Annotated in this window: 12 protein-coding genes; 9 read left to right on the forward strand and 3 right to left on the reverse strand. The window is 64.3% G+C overall.

Annotation, left to right across the window (positions count from 1 at the left end; genetic code table 11):
- Position 1 precedes the first annotated feature (1 nt).
- The 7 genes from lpxB to PMI15_RS08080 all read left to right on the forward strand — a co-directional run bounded on the left by lpxB (position 2) and on the right by PMI15_RS08080 (position 8,444).
- On the forward strand, positions 2-1,204 hold the full coding sequence (gene lpxB / locus PMI15_RS08050; RefSeq protein ID WP_081499574.1) for a lipid-A-disaccharide synthase: 1,203 nt from the start codon (positions 2-4) through the stop codon (positions 1,202-1,204).
- Positions 1,176-1,793: a ribonuclease HII gene (gene rnhB, locus PMI15_RS08055; protein WP_007866442.1), complete on the forward strand. Its 618-nt coding sequence runs from the start codon at positions 1,176-1,178 to the stop codon at positions 1,791-1,793. Before lpxB ends, rnhB begins: the two co-directional genes overlap by 29 nt.
- Complete coding sequence (locus PMI15_RS08060) at positions 1,790-2,599, forward strand: RNA methyltransferase (protein WP_007866445.1); 810 nt, start codon at positions 1,790-1,792, stop codon at positions 2,597-2,599. Before rnhB ends, PMI15_RS08060 begins: the two co-directional genes overlap by 4 nt.
- Before the next feature lie 285 nt (positions 2,600-2,884).
- The gene (gene carA, locus PMI15_RS08065) at positions 2,885-4,066 is read left to right on the forward strand and encodes a glutamine-hydrolyzing carbamoyl-phosphate synthase small subunit (protein ID WP_007866450.1); all 1,182 of its coding nucleotides are present in this window, start codon (positions 2,885-2,887) and stop codon (positions 4,064-4,066) included.
- Positions 4,059-7,289, forward strand: coding sequence for a carbamoyl-phosphate synthase large subunit (gene carB / locus PMI15_RS08070; RefSeq protein ID WP_007866452.1), 3,231 nt, complete (start codon positions 4,059-4,061; stop codon positions 7,287-7,289). The genes carA and carB overlap by 8 nt, the downstream gene beginning before the upstream one ends.
- Before the next feature lie 136 nt (positions 7,290-7,425).
- The gene (gene greA / locus PMI15_RS08075; RefSeq protein WP_007866454.1) at positions 7,426-7,902 is read left to right on the forward strand and encodes a transcription elongation factor GreA; all 477 of its coding nucleotides are present in this window, start codon (positions 7,426-7,428) and stop codon (positions 7,900-7,902) included.
- 92 nt (positions 7,903-7,994) lie between these two features.
- A complete protein-coding gene (locus PMI15_RS08080) occupies positions 7,995-8,444 on the forward strand; it encodes a DUF4149 domain-containing protein (RefSeq protein ID WP_007866455.1) in 450 nt (149 codons plus the stop codon).
- A gap of 11 nt (positions 8,445-8,455) precedes the next feature.
- Here the strand turns inward: PMI15_RS08080 and folD are convergent, their stop codons facing one another.
- The 3 genes from folD to PMI15_RS08095 form a co-directional block, all read right to left on the reverse strand.
- On the reverse strand, positions 8,456-9,301 hold the full coding sequence (gene folD / locus PMI15_RS08085) for a bifunctional methylenetetrahydrofolate dehydrogenase/methenyltetrahydrofolate cyclohydrolase FolD (RefSeq protein WP_007866457.1): 846 nt from the start codon (positions 9,299-9,301) through the stop codon (positions 8,456-8,458).
- Between the two features lie 98 nt (positions 9,302-9,399).
- Entirely contained in the window at positions 9,400-10,026 is a 627-nt protein-coding gene (locus PMI15_RS08090) for a response regulator transcription factor (RefSeq protein WP_007866460.1), read from the reverse strand.
- A gap of 49 nt (positions 10,027-10,075) precedes the next feature.
- Positions 10,076-12,643 (reverse strand): PAS domain-containing sensor histidine kinase, encoded by a 2,568-nt coding sequence (locus PMI15_RS08095; RefSeq protein ID WP_007866461.1) that lies wholly within the window; start codon positions 12,641-12,643, stop codon positions 10,076-10,078.
- A 348-nt stretch (positions 12,644-12,991) separates the two neighbouring features.
- Here PMI15_RS08095 and aceE point away from each other — a divergent pair, with 348 nt between their 5' ends.
- Both aceE and PMI15_RS08105 read left to right on the forward strand, forming a co-directional pair.
- Complete coding sequence (aceE, locus tag PMI15_RS08100; RefSeq protein ID WP_007866463.1) at positions 12,992-15,715, forward strand: pyruvate dehydrogenase (acetyl-transferring), homodimeric type; 2,724 nt, start codon at positions 12,992-12,994, stop codon at positions 15,713-15,715.
- A gap of 53 nt (positions 15,716-15,768) precedes the next feature.
- Positions 15,769-16,424 (forward strand): acetyl-CoA carboxylase biotin carboxyl carrier protein subunit (locus PMI15_RS08105; protein ID WP_007866465.1); only part of this gene is annotated, 656 nt, incomplete at its 3' end.

Genomic DNA, 16,424 nt, shown 5'->3' on the forward strand with positions numbered 1-16,424 from the left:
CATGTCTCTCGAGACCAGCCCTCTGCCAGCCCGTGGAGAGGCTGGCGGCTCCACGGCACGGCCCCAGGTGGCCATGGTCGCTGGGGAAACCTCCGGCGACCTGTTGGCGGGTTTGCTGCTTGACGGCCTCAAGGCCCGTTGGCCGGCGTTGGCTTCCAGCGGTATAGGCGGCCAGCAGATGGTCAGACGCGGTTTTGCAGCCTGGTGGCCCAGCGAGAAGCTGGCCGTGCGCGGTTACGTCGAGGTGCTACGCCACTACCGCGAGATCGTCGGCATACGCGAGCAGCTCAAGCAACGCCTGCTGGCGCAACGTCCCGACGTCTTCGTCGGCGTGGATGCGCCCGACTTCAACCTGGACCTTGAGGCCGCGCTGAAAGCCCAGGGCATCAAGACCGTGCATTTCGTCTGCCCCTCCATCTGGGCCTGGCGGGCCGACCGCGTCGAGAAAATCCGCCGCAGCGTGGACCACGTGCTGTGCATCTTTCCCTTCGAGCCGGCGTTGCTGGCCGCCCACGGCATTGCCGCGACCTATGTCGGGCACCCGCTGGCCAATGTCATTCCGCTTCAGCCCGACCGGGCCGCCGCGCGGCGCGCGCTGGGCCTGCGGGATGAAGACACCGTGATTGCCATCCTGCCGGGCAGCCGGAAGTCGGAAATCCAGTACCTGGCTCAGCGGTTCTTTGCGGCGGCCGCCCTGATCCGGCGGGCGCAGCCGTCCGTCCGCTTCGTCGTACCGGCCATTCCTGCCCTGAAGGCCGTCATCGAACGCATCGCGGGCGAAACCGGCATGCGAGCACAGCTGCAAATCCTAGAAGGCCAGTCGCACACCGCGCTGGCAGCCTGCGACTTCACGCTGATCGCCAGCGGCACCGCCACGCTGGAGGCGGCGCTTTTTAAACGGCCCATGGTCATTGCCTACAACATGAACTGGCTGTCGTGGCAGATCATGCGGCGCAAAAAACTGCAGCCCTGGGTGGGCCTGCCCAACATCCTGTGCCGGGACTTCGTGGTTCCGGAGCTGCTGCAAGACCAGGCGACGCCCGAAGCGCTGGCCGCGGCCGTCCTGCAGTGGGTGGATGCAAAATCATCGGCACCTGACAAAATAGCGGCCGTGGAACAACGATTCGCCGCGCTGCACACCGAACTGCGGCGGGACACTTCAACATTAGCGACCGATGCGATCCAGCAAATTCTTGAAAGCTGAGCAAACCGCGCTGTCCTGGGACATACCCGGGCTGGTGGCCGGCGTTGACGAGGCGGGGCGCGGCCCCCTGATGGGGCCGGTGGTGGCCGCCGCCGTCATTCTTGACGAGTTGAACCCGATCAAGGGACTGGCCGACTCCAAAAAACTCACGGCCCTGCGCCGCGAAAAACTCTACGACGAAATCCGCGCCAAGGCCCTGTGCTGCTCGATCGCCGAGGCCAGCGTGGAGGAAATCGACAGCCTCAACATCCTGCAGGCCACCATGCTGGCCATGAAGCGCGCGGTGGAGGGCCTGCGTCTGAAACCCAACAAGGTGCTGGTCGACGGCAACCGCCTGCCCACCTTGGTGATCCTGTCGGAAGCCATTGTGGGCGGCGATGCGCTGGTGCCCGCCATCTCGGCGGCCTCCATCCTCGCCAAGGTGCACCGCGACCGCTGGTGCGCCGAGTTTCACCTGGAATACCCGCAATACGGCTTTGCCGACCATAAGGGCTACAGCACGGCCGAGCACCTTGCCGCGCTGCGCGAGCACGGCGCCTGCCCGCAGCACCGCAAGTCCTTCGGGCCCGTGGCCGAGGTTCTGCGGTGAGTTCAGGCTTTGCCTCCTCCGGCGGGCCGTCCACCGAAGCCACGCACCTCACCTCGCGCGACAACCCGCTGATCAAGGACTTGCGCAAGCTCTCCCAGGACAGCACGGCCTATCGCAAGCAGGGGCGCGTCTGGCTGGAAGGTGACCACCTGTGCCGCGCGGCGCTGGCGCGTGGATTCAAACCTGCGCTGGCCGTTTTCGCCGAGTCCTATTGGCCCGCGGCACCTGCTGAATTTTCGCGGGCGGCTGTCAAAAGTATCGTGATCCCCGACGCCTTGCTGCCCGAGATCAGCGGCCTGGAGTCGCCTGCGCGCATGGGCTTTGTGATGGGGCTGCCCGCCGCTGCCGGCCTGAAGCCAGGCGCAGCCTCAGTGATCCTGGACCGGGTGCAGGACGCCGGCAACGTCGGCTCCATCTTGCGCAGCGCGGCGGCTTTCGGCTTTAGCCAGGTCCTCGCCCTCAAGGGCACGGCGGCGCTCTGGTCGCCCAAGGTGCTGCGCGCGGGCATGGGCGCGCACTTTGCGCTGCAGCTGGTGGAGGGCCTGGAGCCCGAGGCCCTGGCGGCCCTGGCGGTTCCCATCGTCGTCACCAGCTCGCACCAAGGCAGCTTTTTGCACCAGCAAAAACTGCCCATGCCCTGCGCCTGGGCCATGGGCCATGAAGGGCAGGGCGTCGGCGACCACCTGATGGCCAGGGCTGCCCTCAAGGTCCGCATAGACCAGCCGGGCGGCGAAGAGTCGCTCAATGTGGCCGCGGCTGCCGCGATTTGCCTGTACGCCAGTTCGTTGACCATCTCTGATTCGTAAACCCACGGACGGTGGGCGACATTGGGAGTTTTGTCTTCACCAGCCTGAGCCGCGGAACCGGCTTTGCCGGGCCGCAGGCGGGCGGCCCCCTCGGGGGGTAGCGACCCACACGAAGTGGGGGAGCGTGGGGGCCACGTCCCTAGGCTATAATCAGTGGCTTTTCAAAACACAGCTTCGCCCGAGCGCATACAAAGCCACCACCCTCTCAAAAGCAGCCTGCAAGAGTCTTGACCGAGACGTATCTTGTGCACGCTTGGGCGAACCGTAACCAACCCGGAGAACCCAGTGCTTTTGTCTCTACAGGGAAACACCCCTCACGCCATCCTGGCGCTCGCAGACGGCACGGTCTTTATCGGCAATTCGATTGGAGCCGCGGGCTCCACGGTCGGCGAAGTGGTGTTCAACACCGCGATGACCGGCTACCAGGAAATCCTCACGGATCCGAGCTACTGCCAGCAGATCGTCACCCTCACGTACCCGCACATCGGCAACTACGGCGTCAATGCCGAAGACGTCGAGGCTGAAAAAGTCCACGCCGCCGGCCTGATCATCAAGGACCTGCCGCTGCTGGCCTCGAATTTCCGCAAGTCCATGACCCTGTCCGACTACCTGGTCAAGGAAAACACCGTCGCCATCGCCGGCATAGACACCCGCCAACTGACCCGCCACCTGCGCACCAAGGGCGCGCAAAACGGCTGCATACTGGCCCTGTCTGCGGGCGAGGCGGTGAGCCAGCCGGCGATTGAGAAAGCCGTCGCGGCGGCCCGCGGTGCCCCCAGCATGGCCGGCCTCGACCTGGCCAAGGTCGTTTCGGTCAAGCAGACCTATGAATGGACACAGACCGAGTGGAAGCTGGGCGCGGGCTACGGGGTGCAGATCACGCCAAGGTTCCACGTCGTGGCCTTCGACTTCGGCGTGAAGAAGAACATCCTGCGCATGATGGCTGAACGCGGTGCACGCATCACGGTGGTGCCGGCGCAAACGCCTGCGGCCGACGTGCTCAAGCTCAAACCCGACGGTATCTTCCTGGCCAACGGGCCGGGCGACCCTGAGCCCTGCGACTACGCCATCAAGGCGGTGCGTGAGCTGATCGAAACCGGCATCCCGACCTTCGGCATCTGCCTGGGCCACCAGATCATGGCCTTGGCCAGCGGCGCGAAGACCTTCAAGATGAAGTTCGGCCACCATGGCGCCAACCACCCGGTCAAGGACCTGGACAACGGCCGCGTCAGCATCACCAGCCAGAACCACGGTTTCGCGGTCGACGAAAAAAGCCTGCCCGCCAACCTGCGGCCCACGCACATCAGCCTGTTCGACGGCACGCTGCAGGGCCTGACCCGCACCGACAAGCCGGCGTTCTGCTTCCAGGGCCACCCGGAAGCCTCGCCCGGCCCGCACGATATTTCATACTTGTTTGACCGTTTCACCGCGCTGATGGAACAGGCCGGGGAGAAGAAGAATGCCTAAGCGCACAGACATCAAAAGCGTCCTCATCATCGGTGCCGGTCCCATCATCATCGGCCAGGCCTGTGAGTTCGATTACTCCGGCGTTCAGGCCTGCAAGGCGCTGCGCGAAGAGGGCTACAAGGTCATCCTGATCAACAGCAACCCCGCGACGATCATGACCGACCCGGCCACCGCCGACGTCACTTACATCGAGCCCATCACCTGGCAGACGGTTGAAAAAATCATCGCCAAGGAGCGTCCCGACGCCATCCTGCCGACCATGGGCGGGCAGACCGCGCTCAACTGCGCGCTGGACTTGTGGCACAACGGCGTGCTCGACAAGTACAAGGTCGAGCTGATAGGCGCCAAGCCCGAGGCCATCGACAAGGCCGAAGACCGCCTGAAGTTCAAGGACGCGATGACCAAGATCGGGCTGGGCTCGGCCCGCTCCGGCATCGCGCACAGCATGGACGAAGCCTGGGCCGTGCAAAAGAGCGTCGGCTTTCCCACCGTGATCCGCCCCAGCTTCACGCTGGGCGGCACCGGCGGCGGCATCGCCTACAACTCCGAAGAATTCGAAGTCATCTGCAAGCGCGGCCTCGAAGCCTCGCCCACCAACGAGCTGCTGATTGAAGAATCACTGCTCGGCTGGAAAGAGTACGAGATGGAGGTCGTGCGCGACACCGCCGACAACTGCATCATCGTCTGCTCCATCGAAAACCTGGACCCCATGGGCGTGCACACCGGCGACTCCATCACGGTCGCCCCGGCCCAGACGCTGACCGACAAGGAATACCAGATCCTGCGCAACGCCTCCCTGGCCGTGCTGCGCGAAATCGGTGTGGATACTGGTGGCTCCAACGTGCAGTTCTCCATCAACCCGGTCGACGGCCGCATGGTGGTGATCGAAATGAATCCGCGCGTCTCGCGTTCCTCGGCGCTGGCTTCCAAGGCCACGGGCTTCCCGATCGCCAAGGTCGCGGCCAAGCTGGCCGTGGGTTACACGCTGGACGAGCTGCGCAACGAGATTACGGGCGGTGCCACCCCCGCGAGCTTCGAGCCCAGCATCGACTACGTGGTCACCAAGATCCCGCGCTTCGCGTTCGAAAAATTCCCGGCGGCCGATTCGCGCCTGACCACGCAGATGAAATCCGTCGGCGAGGTCATGGCCATGGGCCGCACCTTCCAGGAATCCTTCCAGAAAGCACTGCGCGGCCTGGAAGTCGGCGTGGACGGCATGAACGAGAAAACCCAGGACCGCGAGGTGCTCGAGAAAGAACTCGGCGCGCCCGGCCCGGACCGCATCTGGTACGTGGGCGATGCCTTCGCTCAGGGCATGAGCGTCGACGAGGTGTTCGCGCTGACCAAGATCGACCCCTGGTTCCTCATCCAGATCGAGCAAATCGTCAAGATTGAGCTTGAACTCGAAACCACCTCGCTCGACAAGATTGACGCCGTCACGCTGCGCACGCTTAAGCAAAAAGGCTTTTCCGACCGCCGCCTGGCCAAGCAGCTCAAGACCACCGACACGGCCATCCGCGAAAAGCGCCGCGCCCTGGGCGTGCGCCCGGTCTACAAGCGTGTGGACACCTGCGCCGCCGAGTTCGCGACCAACACCGCCTACATGTACTCGACCTACGAGGCCGAGGGCAGCGAGTGCGAAGCCGCGCCCACCGACAAGAAAAAAATCATGGTGCTGGGCGGCGGGCCCAACCGCATCGGGCAGGGCATCGAGTTTGACTACTGCTGCGTGCACGCGGCTTTGGCCATGCGCGAAGACGGCTACGAGACCATCATGGTCAACTGCAACCCCGAGACCGTCTCCACCGACTACGACACCAGCGACCGCCTGTATTTCGAGCCGCTGACGCTGGAAGACGTGCTCGAGATCGTCGACAAGGAAAAACCGCTGGGCGTGATCGTCCAGTACGGCGGCCAGACGCCCCTGAAGCTGGCGCTGGACCTCGAGGCCAACGGCGTGCCCATCATCGGCACCTCGCCCGACATGATCGACGCGGCCGAAGACCGCGAGCGCTTCCAGAAGCTGCTGCACGAACTCAAGCTGCGCCAGCCGCCCAACGCCACGGCGCGCACCGAACCCGAGGCACTCGAAAAAGCCGCCGCGCTGGGTTACCCCCTGGTGGTGCGCCCCAGCTATGTGCTGGGCGGCCGTGCCATGGAAATCGTGCACGAGCAGCGCGACCTCGAACGCTATATGCGCGAAGCCGTCAAGGTCAGCCATGACTCGCCCGTGCTGCTGGATCGCTTCCTGAACGACGCGATCGAGTGCGACGTCGACTGCCTGCGCGACCCCGAAGGCCGTACCTTCATAGGCGGCGTGATGGAGCACATCGAGCAAGCCGGCGTGCACAGCGGCGACTCGGCCTGCTCGCTGCCGCCGTATTCGCTGAGTGCCGAAACCGTCACCGAAATCAAGCGCCAGACCGCCGCCATGGCCGAGGCGCTGACGGTGGTGGGCCTCATGAATGTGCAGTTCGCAATCCAGAACATCGACAGCAAGGACGTGATCTACGTGCTTGAGGTGAATCCGCGTGCCTCGCGCACCGTGCCCTTCGTCAGCAAGGCCACCGGCATTCAGCTGGCCAAGGTGGCGGCGCGCTGCATGGTGGGCCAGTCGCTGGCGTCCCAGGGCATCAAGGATGAAGTCACGCCGCCTTACTTCAGCGTCAAGGAAGCGGTATTCCCCTTCGTCAAGTTCCCCGGCGTGGACACGATTCTCGGCCCCGAGATGAAGTCCACCGGCGAGGTCATGGGCGTGGGCAAGACCTTCGGCGAGGCCTTCGTCAAGTCCCAACTGGGCGCGGGCACCAAGCTGCCGACCTCGGGCAAGGTCTTCCTGACCGTCAAGAACAACGACAAGCCGCGCGCCGTGGAAGTCGCTCGCGCGCTGGCCGCGCAGAAGTTCGAGCTCGTAGCTACCAAAGGCACGGCGGCCGCCATCCAGGCGGCGGGTATTGCCTGCACCGTGGTCAACAAGGTCACCGAAGGCCGGCCGCACGTGGTGGACATGATCAAGAACAACGAGATTGCCCTGGTCATCAACACCGTCGAAGAGCGGCGCAACGCGATCACCGATTCGCGCCAGATCCGCACCTCGGCGCTGCTGGCCCGCGTGACGACCTACACCACGATTGCCGGCGCCGAAGCGGCCGTGGAGGGCATGAAGTACCTGGACAACCTGCCGGTCTATTCCGTGCAAGAACTGCACGCCCAGCTGGCCTGAAAGCCCGGGCCCGGCCACCGGTTTTTCCCGGATTTCGCCGGGCCTGATTTGCATTAAACTTGTTTCATTGAAGTTTTGAATTCAAGCGCCGCCGCCAGGTGACTGGTGGCGGTTTCGCTTTTGCAGGAGCAAAAACATGGCCACCATCCCCATCACCAAACGCGGCGCGGAAAGCCTCAAGGCGGAATTGCACCAGCTGAAAACCGTTGACCGCCCCTGGGTCATCAATTCGATTTCCGAAGCGCGCGCCCAGGGCGACCTCAGCGAAAACGCCGAATACGACGCAGCCAAGGATCGCCAGGGCTTTATTGAGGGCCGCATCCAGGAAATCGAGGGCAAGCTTTCCGCTGCGCAGATCATCGACCCGTCCGAGCTGGACGCGGGCGGCAAGGTCGTTTTCGGCTCGACCATAGAACTGGAAGACGAAGACACCGGCGACAAGGTGACCTACCAGATCGTCGGGGAAGACGAGGCCGACATCAAGCTGGGCCGTGTCAACATCAGCTCGCCGATTGCGCGGGCGCTGATCGGCAAGGACGAGGGCGACACGGCCGAAGTCCAGGCGCCGGGCGGCGTCAAGCGCTATGAAATCATCGCGGTGATGTACATCTAAAAAATGTGGCCCCCACGCTCACTCACTATGTGTAGTTCTCTGCCCCCCAAGGGGGCTAATTTTCCTAGGGGCGGCCCGTCGGAAAATTTCTCATGAAGCAGCGCTTCAATGTGATGGTGGCAGCCCTCTGGTGGGGCAGCCTGACGGCTTTGGGGTTTGTCGTCGTCCCCATGCTGTTCGCCAATCTGGGCGCACCCGCCGTGGCCGGCGCCATGGCGGCCAAGCTTTTCACGGCCCAGACTTGGCTCAGCGCCGGTTGCGCCATGCTCCTGCTGCTGGTGCTCAACAAAAAAGACGATGCGGCCCTCGCGCGGCAGGCGCAGGCCGCCATGAAGTTCGTCGTGGCCGGCTTGCTGCTGGCCTTGCTGGTGGAGTTCGGCATCGCGCCGCGCATCGTCAGCGCGCGTGCCGAAGGCGGCAGCCTCAAGCTCTGGCATGGCCTGGGCACGGCCCTGTATGTCGTGCAATGGCTGTGCGCCGGCCTGGCGCTGTGGCGCCTGATGCCCACAGCGCAAACTGCCCAGCCGTCCACGGCGGACTGAGAAAAACCGCTTCAACCGCGCTCAGCGGCTTCGAGTGTATTGACCAGCAGCATGGTGATGGTCATGGGGCCGACGCCGCCCGGCACCGGCGTGATGTAGCCCGCGACTTCCTTCACGCCCTCAAAATCCACGTCGCCGCAGAGCTTGCCTTCATCGTTGCGGTTCATGCCTACGTCGATCACGACGGCGCCCGGCTTGACCATGTCGGCCGTCAGCACATTACGCTTGCCGACGGCGGCCACGACCACGTCGGCCTGCAGCGTCATGGCCTTGAGGTCCTTAGTCGCGCTGTGGCAGATGGTGACGGTGGCGTTCTTTTGCAGCAGCATCAGCGCCATAGGTTTGCCGACGATGTTGCTGCGGCCTATGACCACGGCATGCTTGCCCTTGAGGTCGTAGCCAATGCTCTCCAGCATCTTCATGCAGCCGTAAGGCGTGCAGGGCCAGAAGCCGGGCTGGCCGACCATGAGCGCGCCGGCGCTGGCGACGTGAAAGCCGTCCACGTCCTTGGCCGGCGAGATGGCCTCGATGACCTTGTGCGCGTCGATGTGTGCGGGCAGCGGCAACTGCACGAGGATGCCGTGGATGGACGGGTCCTTGTTGAGCGCGTCCACGCGTGCCAGCAGATCGGCTTCGCTGAGGGTGGCGGGGTATTTTTCGAGCACCGAATGCAGGCCGCTGTCCTCACAGGCCTTCACCTTGTTGCGCACATAAACCTGGCTGGCCGGGTTTTCGCCCACCAGCACCACGGCCAGGCCGGGCGTGACGCCGCGCGCGCGCAGGGCGGCGGCCCGCTGTGCGACGTCGGCGCGCAATTGTTTGGAGAGGGCGTTTCCGTCAATCAGCTGGGCGGTCATTTTTGAATCGGCTTTTCAAAGTGAAAACGCCCGCTGGTTCAATCAATACGGGCGAATACAGTAGTCAAAGGGCTGCCGGGAAGACAGCGAAGGAGTGATCAGCCTTTGGGCGCGTTGGACCCCAGGGCGATCTTGAGCAGGTCGGCCACGGTGTTGGCGTTGAGCTTTTCCATGATGTTGGCGCGGTGCGCCTCCACCGTCTTGATGCTGATGCCCAGGTCGTCGGCGATCTGCTTGTTGAGCCGGCCGGCCACGATGCGCTCCAGCACCTGGGCCTCGCGCGAGGTCAGTTTAGCCAGCAGGGCGTCGCGGCTGGCGGACTGCTGGAACTCGCTGAAGGCTTCCTTGGCCTGCTCCAGCATGCGTTCGACCAGGTTGACCAGGGCTTCTTCCTGGAAAGGCTTCTGGATGAAGTCCATTGCGCCTTTTTTCATGGTGTTGACCGCCATGGGCACGTCGCCGTGGCCGGTGATGAACACGATGGGCAGCGGCGACTTGCGCTCGACCAGGCGGTCCTGCAGTTCCAGCCCGGTCATGCCGCCCATACGGATGTCGACGATCAGGCAGGCCACTTCACGCGGGTCGTAGCGGGAGAGGAAAGTTTCGGCCGAGTCGTAGCAGCGGACGCGGTAGTCCTTGCCCTCGAGCAGCCACTGCAGCGAGTCGCGCACGCCCTCGTCATCATCAACGACGTAGACGGTACCTTTTTTGGGAATCAAGCTCATGCCAAACTTTCTTTCGTGAACTTCTCAAGAGACGGTTCTTGAAGGGTTTTCAGTGAACGCCCGCGTTCCTGGCTGCCGTGCTGTCGCCGGCTGGTGCCGTCGGCAGGATCAGGGGTGCCACAGGGATCCAGAAGGTAAACCGGCACCCCACCACTTCATCCCCATTGTAGAGGTTCTCGGCCTCCATTCTTCCCTGGTGGGACTCGACGATGCTGCGGCACAGCTTCAGGCCTATGCCCATGCCTTCGGCCTTGGTGGAGTAGAAGGCCTCATAGAGCCGGCCCATGACTTCGGGCGACAGCCCGCGCCCGGTGTCCAGCACGGAAAACTCCACCACGGCCTGGTCTTCGATCTGCTTGGGCACCACGCGCAGCTCGACGCTGCGGCGCGCCGTGGGCAGGTGGGCCTGCTCGATCGACTCGGCCGCGTTCTTCATCAGGTTGATCAGCACCTGCTCGATCAGGATGGGGTCCACCATGATTTCGGGCAGGCGGGCCGCAATGTAGTGGCTCAGGCGCACATGGTGGCGGCGCAGTTCGATGTCGGCCAGCTCCATGGCGTTGCTGACCATGGTGGCCACGTCGGCCGCCATGCGGTTGGGCTCGCTGCGTTTGACGAACGAGCGTATGCGCTGGATGATCTGCCCGGCGCGATGCGCCTGCTTGGCGGTCTTGTCCAGCGCGATCAGCAGGTCCTCGTTGCTGATCTGCTTGCCCTTGATGCGCGAGACCATGCCGTTGCAGTAGTTGTTAATGGCGGTGAGCGGCTGGTTCAGCTCATGCGCCACGCTGGAGGCCATCTCGCCCATGGTGATCAGCCGGCTGGCGGTCTGGGCCCGCTCGTTTTGCTGGGCGGCCTGCTCCTCGGCATGGCGCCGCGGCGTGATGTCGGTGGCGATCACCATCTGGGCCAGGCGGCCGTCCACCCAGGTCAGGTAGCGTGAACGCACTTCCAGCCATTTGCTGAGTTCGGGCACGTAAATCTCGGCGTTTTCCGTCTGCGCCGCCGTCAGCGTATCGGTCGGGAAACCGGCCAGGCCGTCGACCGCGTCCAGCGTGTCGTCGGTGGGCACGGCGCTGGGCACGCCGGCCTGCGCGATCAGGTTCAGGTGGCCCGACACCTCGCCGCCAAACCAGGAGCGGTACAGCTTGTTGGCGAACAGCAGTTCCTCGCTGCCCAGCGGCGCCACCGAGACGGCCGCATCCAGTCCTTCGAGCACTGTCGTGAAGCGCTCATAGGAGGCGGTCAGTTCCTCGCGTATCCGTTTGGGCTCGGTGATGTCCGTCATGGAGGTCATCCAGCCGGTCTGCTGGCCGCGCGGGTCGATCAGCGGCGAGACGTACATGCGCGCGTCGAAGATCTGCCCGTTCTTGCGTTTGACGCGCACCTCGAAGCCGCCCGGCGGTGTGCGGCCGTGCAGCTCGTCGTCCAGCCGCTGCATCAGGGTGTCGATCTCGCCTTCCGGCCAGTGCGGGAAGGGCGGCGTGCGGCCCACCAGGTCGCCTTCGGTCAGGCCCGTCATCTGGCAGAAGGCCGGGTTGACGTAAGTGATGCGGCCCTGCAGGTCGAGTGCGCGCATGCCGGTCAGCATGGAGTTTTCCATGGCGCGGCGGAAGTTGGTCTCGGCGATCAGCGCCTGCTGGGCCTGCACGCGGCGGCGCGTATGGCGCCAGGTGCCCAGCAGCATCCACACCGTGAGCGCGCTCAGCGCGCTGACCAGCCAGAAAAAGCCGCTGCCGACCACGCCCAGCGAGGCGCGGTAGCCCTCGGCGCGTATCAGCAGGCCGTTGCCGACCGGCGAGACCGGTATCTCGTATTCGGCCGCGCCGTCGGACCAGGGCAGCAACCGTGCCGCGGGATTGCGCGGCGGCGGCAGGTTGCCCGCCAGCACCCGGTTTTTGTCATCGATCAGGGTTACCGCGTATTTGGCGGTGACCTCGGTCGGCACGCCGAAGCGCAGCAGCCCGTCGATGGAGTATTCGCCCATGATGACGCCGGCGAACTTGCCCTGGTCGTCCAGCGGTACCTGCAACTGCAGGGTGGGCGCGTTGTAGCCGCCGGCCTCCTTGGGCGTCAGCGGACGCGAGTACACCGGCTGGCGCAGGTCCCTGGCCAGCTCGTAGGTGCCGTCGGTCTCGCCGACCTTGAGCTGTTCGCCCGCGCCGCGCAGCTGGCTGCCATTGGCGCTGGGCGATACATAGGCCACCTTGATGCGCCGCTTGCTGTCCACCCAGGTCACCGCCATGAGTTCAGGGTACTGGTTGACCAGCGACTCGGCCTGGGTGATGAATTCCTCGGTGTCGACCTCCTTGTTGGAGACGTCGCGGCCTATGCGCATGAGTTGCTCCTGCCGCTCCAGCAGGCGCAGGCGCAGGCGCTGCTGGGCGTATTCGACGTCGCGCTTGACGGCCTGCTGCTCGCGGTCGATTTCCTCGATGCGCAGGTAGCCGAAGGCGGCGATCACGGCCGCCAGGAAGAGCGCGACGGCCAGCAGCGGGCCCAGCGTGATGAAGCGGTCCTGGCGCGACGGCGACTGCCGGCGCCACCAGCGGCGCCACAGGGCCAGGGGAGCGGGGGTCACCGCGGATTCGGCGAGGGCAGGGGCTTGCTGGGTCATAGGAGGAATGGTGCAGTTTAAGGGAGATGCCCCGTGCGAGGCAGGGTTGTCCCTGATTCTTGAAGGTGAAGCGCGGCGCGGCGATGCGACGGCAATGCCGCGGAAATGTCGCGGAAAAGGCTTGCCCCGGGCCCATGGATGCGACGTATGCTTACTGTTAAATTTCTCAATATGAAATCAATAGGCACTATTTGAAATCTCACAAATATTATGAGAAACTAGGGACTTGAATCTAATTTGCGTTTACAACACGTTTAGACCCAAGTTGGACACAGGCCCTGTGAGCGGCTCGACAAGAGGCCGCATCGCAGCTTAAACAAGCTTTATCAGGCTACTCAGGAGACAAAAATGGCTGCCAATCCCACCCAAGCCGGCGACAACTTGCGCGCCGCCGCCAACGACGCGCTGGACAAAGACAGCCAGGAAACCCGAGAGTGGATGGACGCCTTGTCCGCCGTCATCGAAAGCGAAGGCCCGGAGCGCGCCCACTTCCTGCTGGAGCAACTCCTGGAGCACGCCCGCCAGAAAAGCATAGACATGCCTTTCTCGGCCAACACCGGCTACGTCAACACCATTGAAACCGACCAGGAAGAGCGCTCGCCCGGCAACCTCGAGATCGAGGAGCGCCTGCGCGCCTACATGCGCTGGAACGCCATGGCCATGGTGGTCAAGGCCAACCGCCTGCACCCCGCCGACGGCGGTGACCTGGGCGGCCACATCGGCTCCTTCGCCTCGCTGGCCAGCCTGTTCGGTGCCGGTTTCAACCACTTCTGGCACGCCGAGAGCGAGAACCACGGCGGCGACTGCCTCTACATCCAGGGCCATGTCTCGCCCGGCGTCTATGCCCGCGCCTACCTTGAAGGCCGCCTGACCGAAGAACAGCTGCTCAACTTCCGCCAGGAAGTCGACGGCAAGGGCCTGTCCAGCTACCCGCACCCCAAGCTGATGCCCGAGTTCTGGCAGTTCCCCACCGTCTCCATGGGCCTGGGCCCATTGATGGCGATCTACCAGGCGCGTTTCCTCAAGTATCTCCATGCCCGCGGCATCGCCAACACCGAAAACCGCAAGGTCTGGGCCTTCCTTGGCGACGGCGAGATGGACGAGGTCGAATCCATGGGCGCCATCGGCCTGGCCGCGCGCGAAAAGCTCGACAACCTGGTCTTCGTCATCAACTGCAACCTGCAGCGTCTGGACGGCCCGGTGCGCGGCAACGGCAAAATCATCCAGGAGCTCGAAGGCGAGTTCCGCGGCGCCGGCTGGAACGTCATCAAGCTGCTGTGGGGCAGCAACTGGGACCCGCTGCTGGCCCGCGACAAGGACGGCGCGCTGCGCAAGGTCATGATGGACACCCTGGACGGCGACTACCAGGCCATGAAGGCCAATGACGGCGCCTATGTGCGCAAGCATTTCTTCGGCCAGGACCCGCGCACGCTCGAGATGGTCGCCAAGATGAGCGACGAGGACATCTTCAACCTGCGCCGCGGCGGCCACGATTCGCAAAAGGTCTATGCGGCCTTCCACGCGGCCGTCAAGCACAAGGGCCAGCCCACCGTCCTGCTCGTCAAGACCGTCAAGGGCTTCGGCATGGGCAAGATCGGCGAAGGCAAGAACAACGTCCACCAGACCAAAAAACTGGCCGACGAGGACATCAAGGCCTTCCGTGACCGCTTCAACATTCCCATCCCCGACAGCAAGCTGGCCGACATTCCCTTCTACAAGCCGGCCGACGACACGCCCGAGATGCGCTACCTGCATGAGCGCCGCAAGGCCCTGGGCGGCTACCTGCCACACCGCCGCGTCAAGGCCGACGAGCAGTTCACCGTGCCCGCGCTGGAGACCTTCAAGTCGGTGATCGAGCCCACGGCCGAAGGCCGCGAAATCTCCACCACCCAGGCTTATGTGCGCTTCCTCACGCAGCTGCTGCGCGACCAGGCCCTGGGCCCGCGTGTCGTGCCCATCCTGGTGGACGAAGCCCGCACCTTCGGCATGGAAGGCCTGTTCCGTCAGATCGGCATCTACAACCCCGACGGACAGAAATACACGCCGGTCGACAAAGACCAGGTGATGTACTACAAGGAAGACAAGCAGGGCCAGATCCTGCAGGAAGGCATCAACGAGGCCGGTGGCATGAGCAGCTGGATCGCGGCGGCCACCTCGTACAGCACCAACAACCGCATCATGGTGCCCTTCTACGTGTACTACTCGATGTTCGGTTTCCAGCGCATAGGCGACCTGGCCTGGGCGGCCGGCGACATGCAGGCGCGCGGCTTCCTGCTCGGCGGCACCTCGGGCCGCACCACGCTCAACGGCGAAGGCTTGCAGCACGAAGATGGCCACAGCCACATCCTGGCCGGCACCATTCCCAACTGCATCAGCTACGACCCGACCTTCGCGCACGAAGTCGGCGTGATCCTGCACCACGGCCTGAAACGCATGGTCGAGAAACAGGACAACGTTTACTTCTACCTCACCCTGCTCAATGAGAATTACGCCATGCCCGGCCTCAAGCCCGGCACCGAAGAGCAGATCATCAAGGGCATGTACCTGTGCAAAGAAGGCGCCAAGCTCACGCCGCGCGTGCAGTTGCTGGGCTCCGGCACCATCTTGCGCGAATCCATCGCCGCGCAGGAATTGCTCGAAAAAGAATGGGGTGTTGCCGCCAATGTCTGGAGTTGCCCGAGCTTCAACGAACTGGCCCGCGACGGCCAGGGCACCGAGCGCTGGAACCTGCTGCACCCGGCCGACAAGCCGCAGGTGTCCTTCGTGGCCCAGCAGCTTGAGAAGCACACCGGCCCCGTCATCGCGTCGACCGACTACATGAAGGCCTACGCCGAGCAGATCCGTCCCTTCATCCCCAAGGGCCGCACCTACAAGGTGCTGGGCACCGACGGCTTCGGCCGCAGCGACTTCCGCAGCAAGCTGCGCGAGCACTTCGAGGTCAACCGCCATTACATCGTCGTGGCGGCGCTCAAGGCGCTCAGCGAAGAGGGCACGGTGCCGGTTGCCAAGGTGACCGAGGCCATCAAAAAATACGGCATCAATGTCGACAAGATCAACCCGCTTTACGCTTGAGTTAAAACCCCGACGTAGACGCCTGAACGCCTGAAGCAAACGGAGACAAGAATATGGCAGTGGTAGACATCCAAGTTCCTGATATCGGGGATTTCGACGAAGTGACCGTGATCGAATTGCTGGTCAAGCCCGGCGACACCGTCAAGGCCGAGCAGTCGCTGATCACCGTGGAGTCCGACAAGGCCTCCATGGAAATCCCCTCCAGCCACGCGGGTGTGGTCAAGGAGCTGCGGGTCAAGCTGAGCGACAAGGTCAAGCAGGGCTCGGTCGTGCTGACGCTGGAAGTGGCGGGCGCCGGCGCCGAAGCCGCCCCGGCCCCCAAGGAAAAGGCGGCAGCCGCTGCGCCAGCCCCCGCAGCCTCCGCGCCGGCACTGGCACCGGCACCTGCCGCCGCACCTTCGGCCTCCGGCCCGGTCGAAGTCCGCGTGCCCGACATCGGCGACTTCAAGGACGTGTCCGTCATCGAAGTGCTGGTCAAGCCCGGCGACACCATCAAGGCCGAGCAATCGCTGGTCACCGTCGAATCCGACAAGGCCTCGATGGAAATCCCATCCTCGGCCGCCGGCGTGCTCAAGGAACTCAAGGTCAAGCTGGGCGACACCGTCAACATCGGCGACCTGCTGGCCATTCTCGAAGGCTCTACCGCCGCGGGCGCATCGCCCGCTCCGGCGCCGGCCCCCGCGCCGGCATCCGCTCCCGCCGCAGCTGC

It is taken from the genome of Polaromonas sp. CF318, assembly GCF_000282655.1.
Classification (GTDB): domain Bacteria; phylum Pseudomonadota; class Gammaproteobacteria; order Burkholderiales; family Burkholderiaceae_C; genus Polaromonas.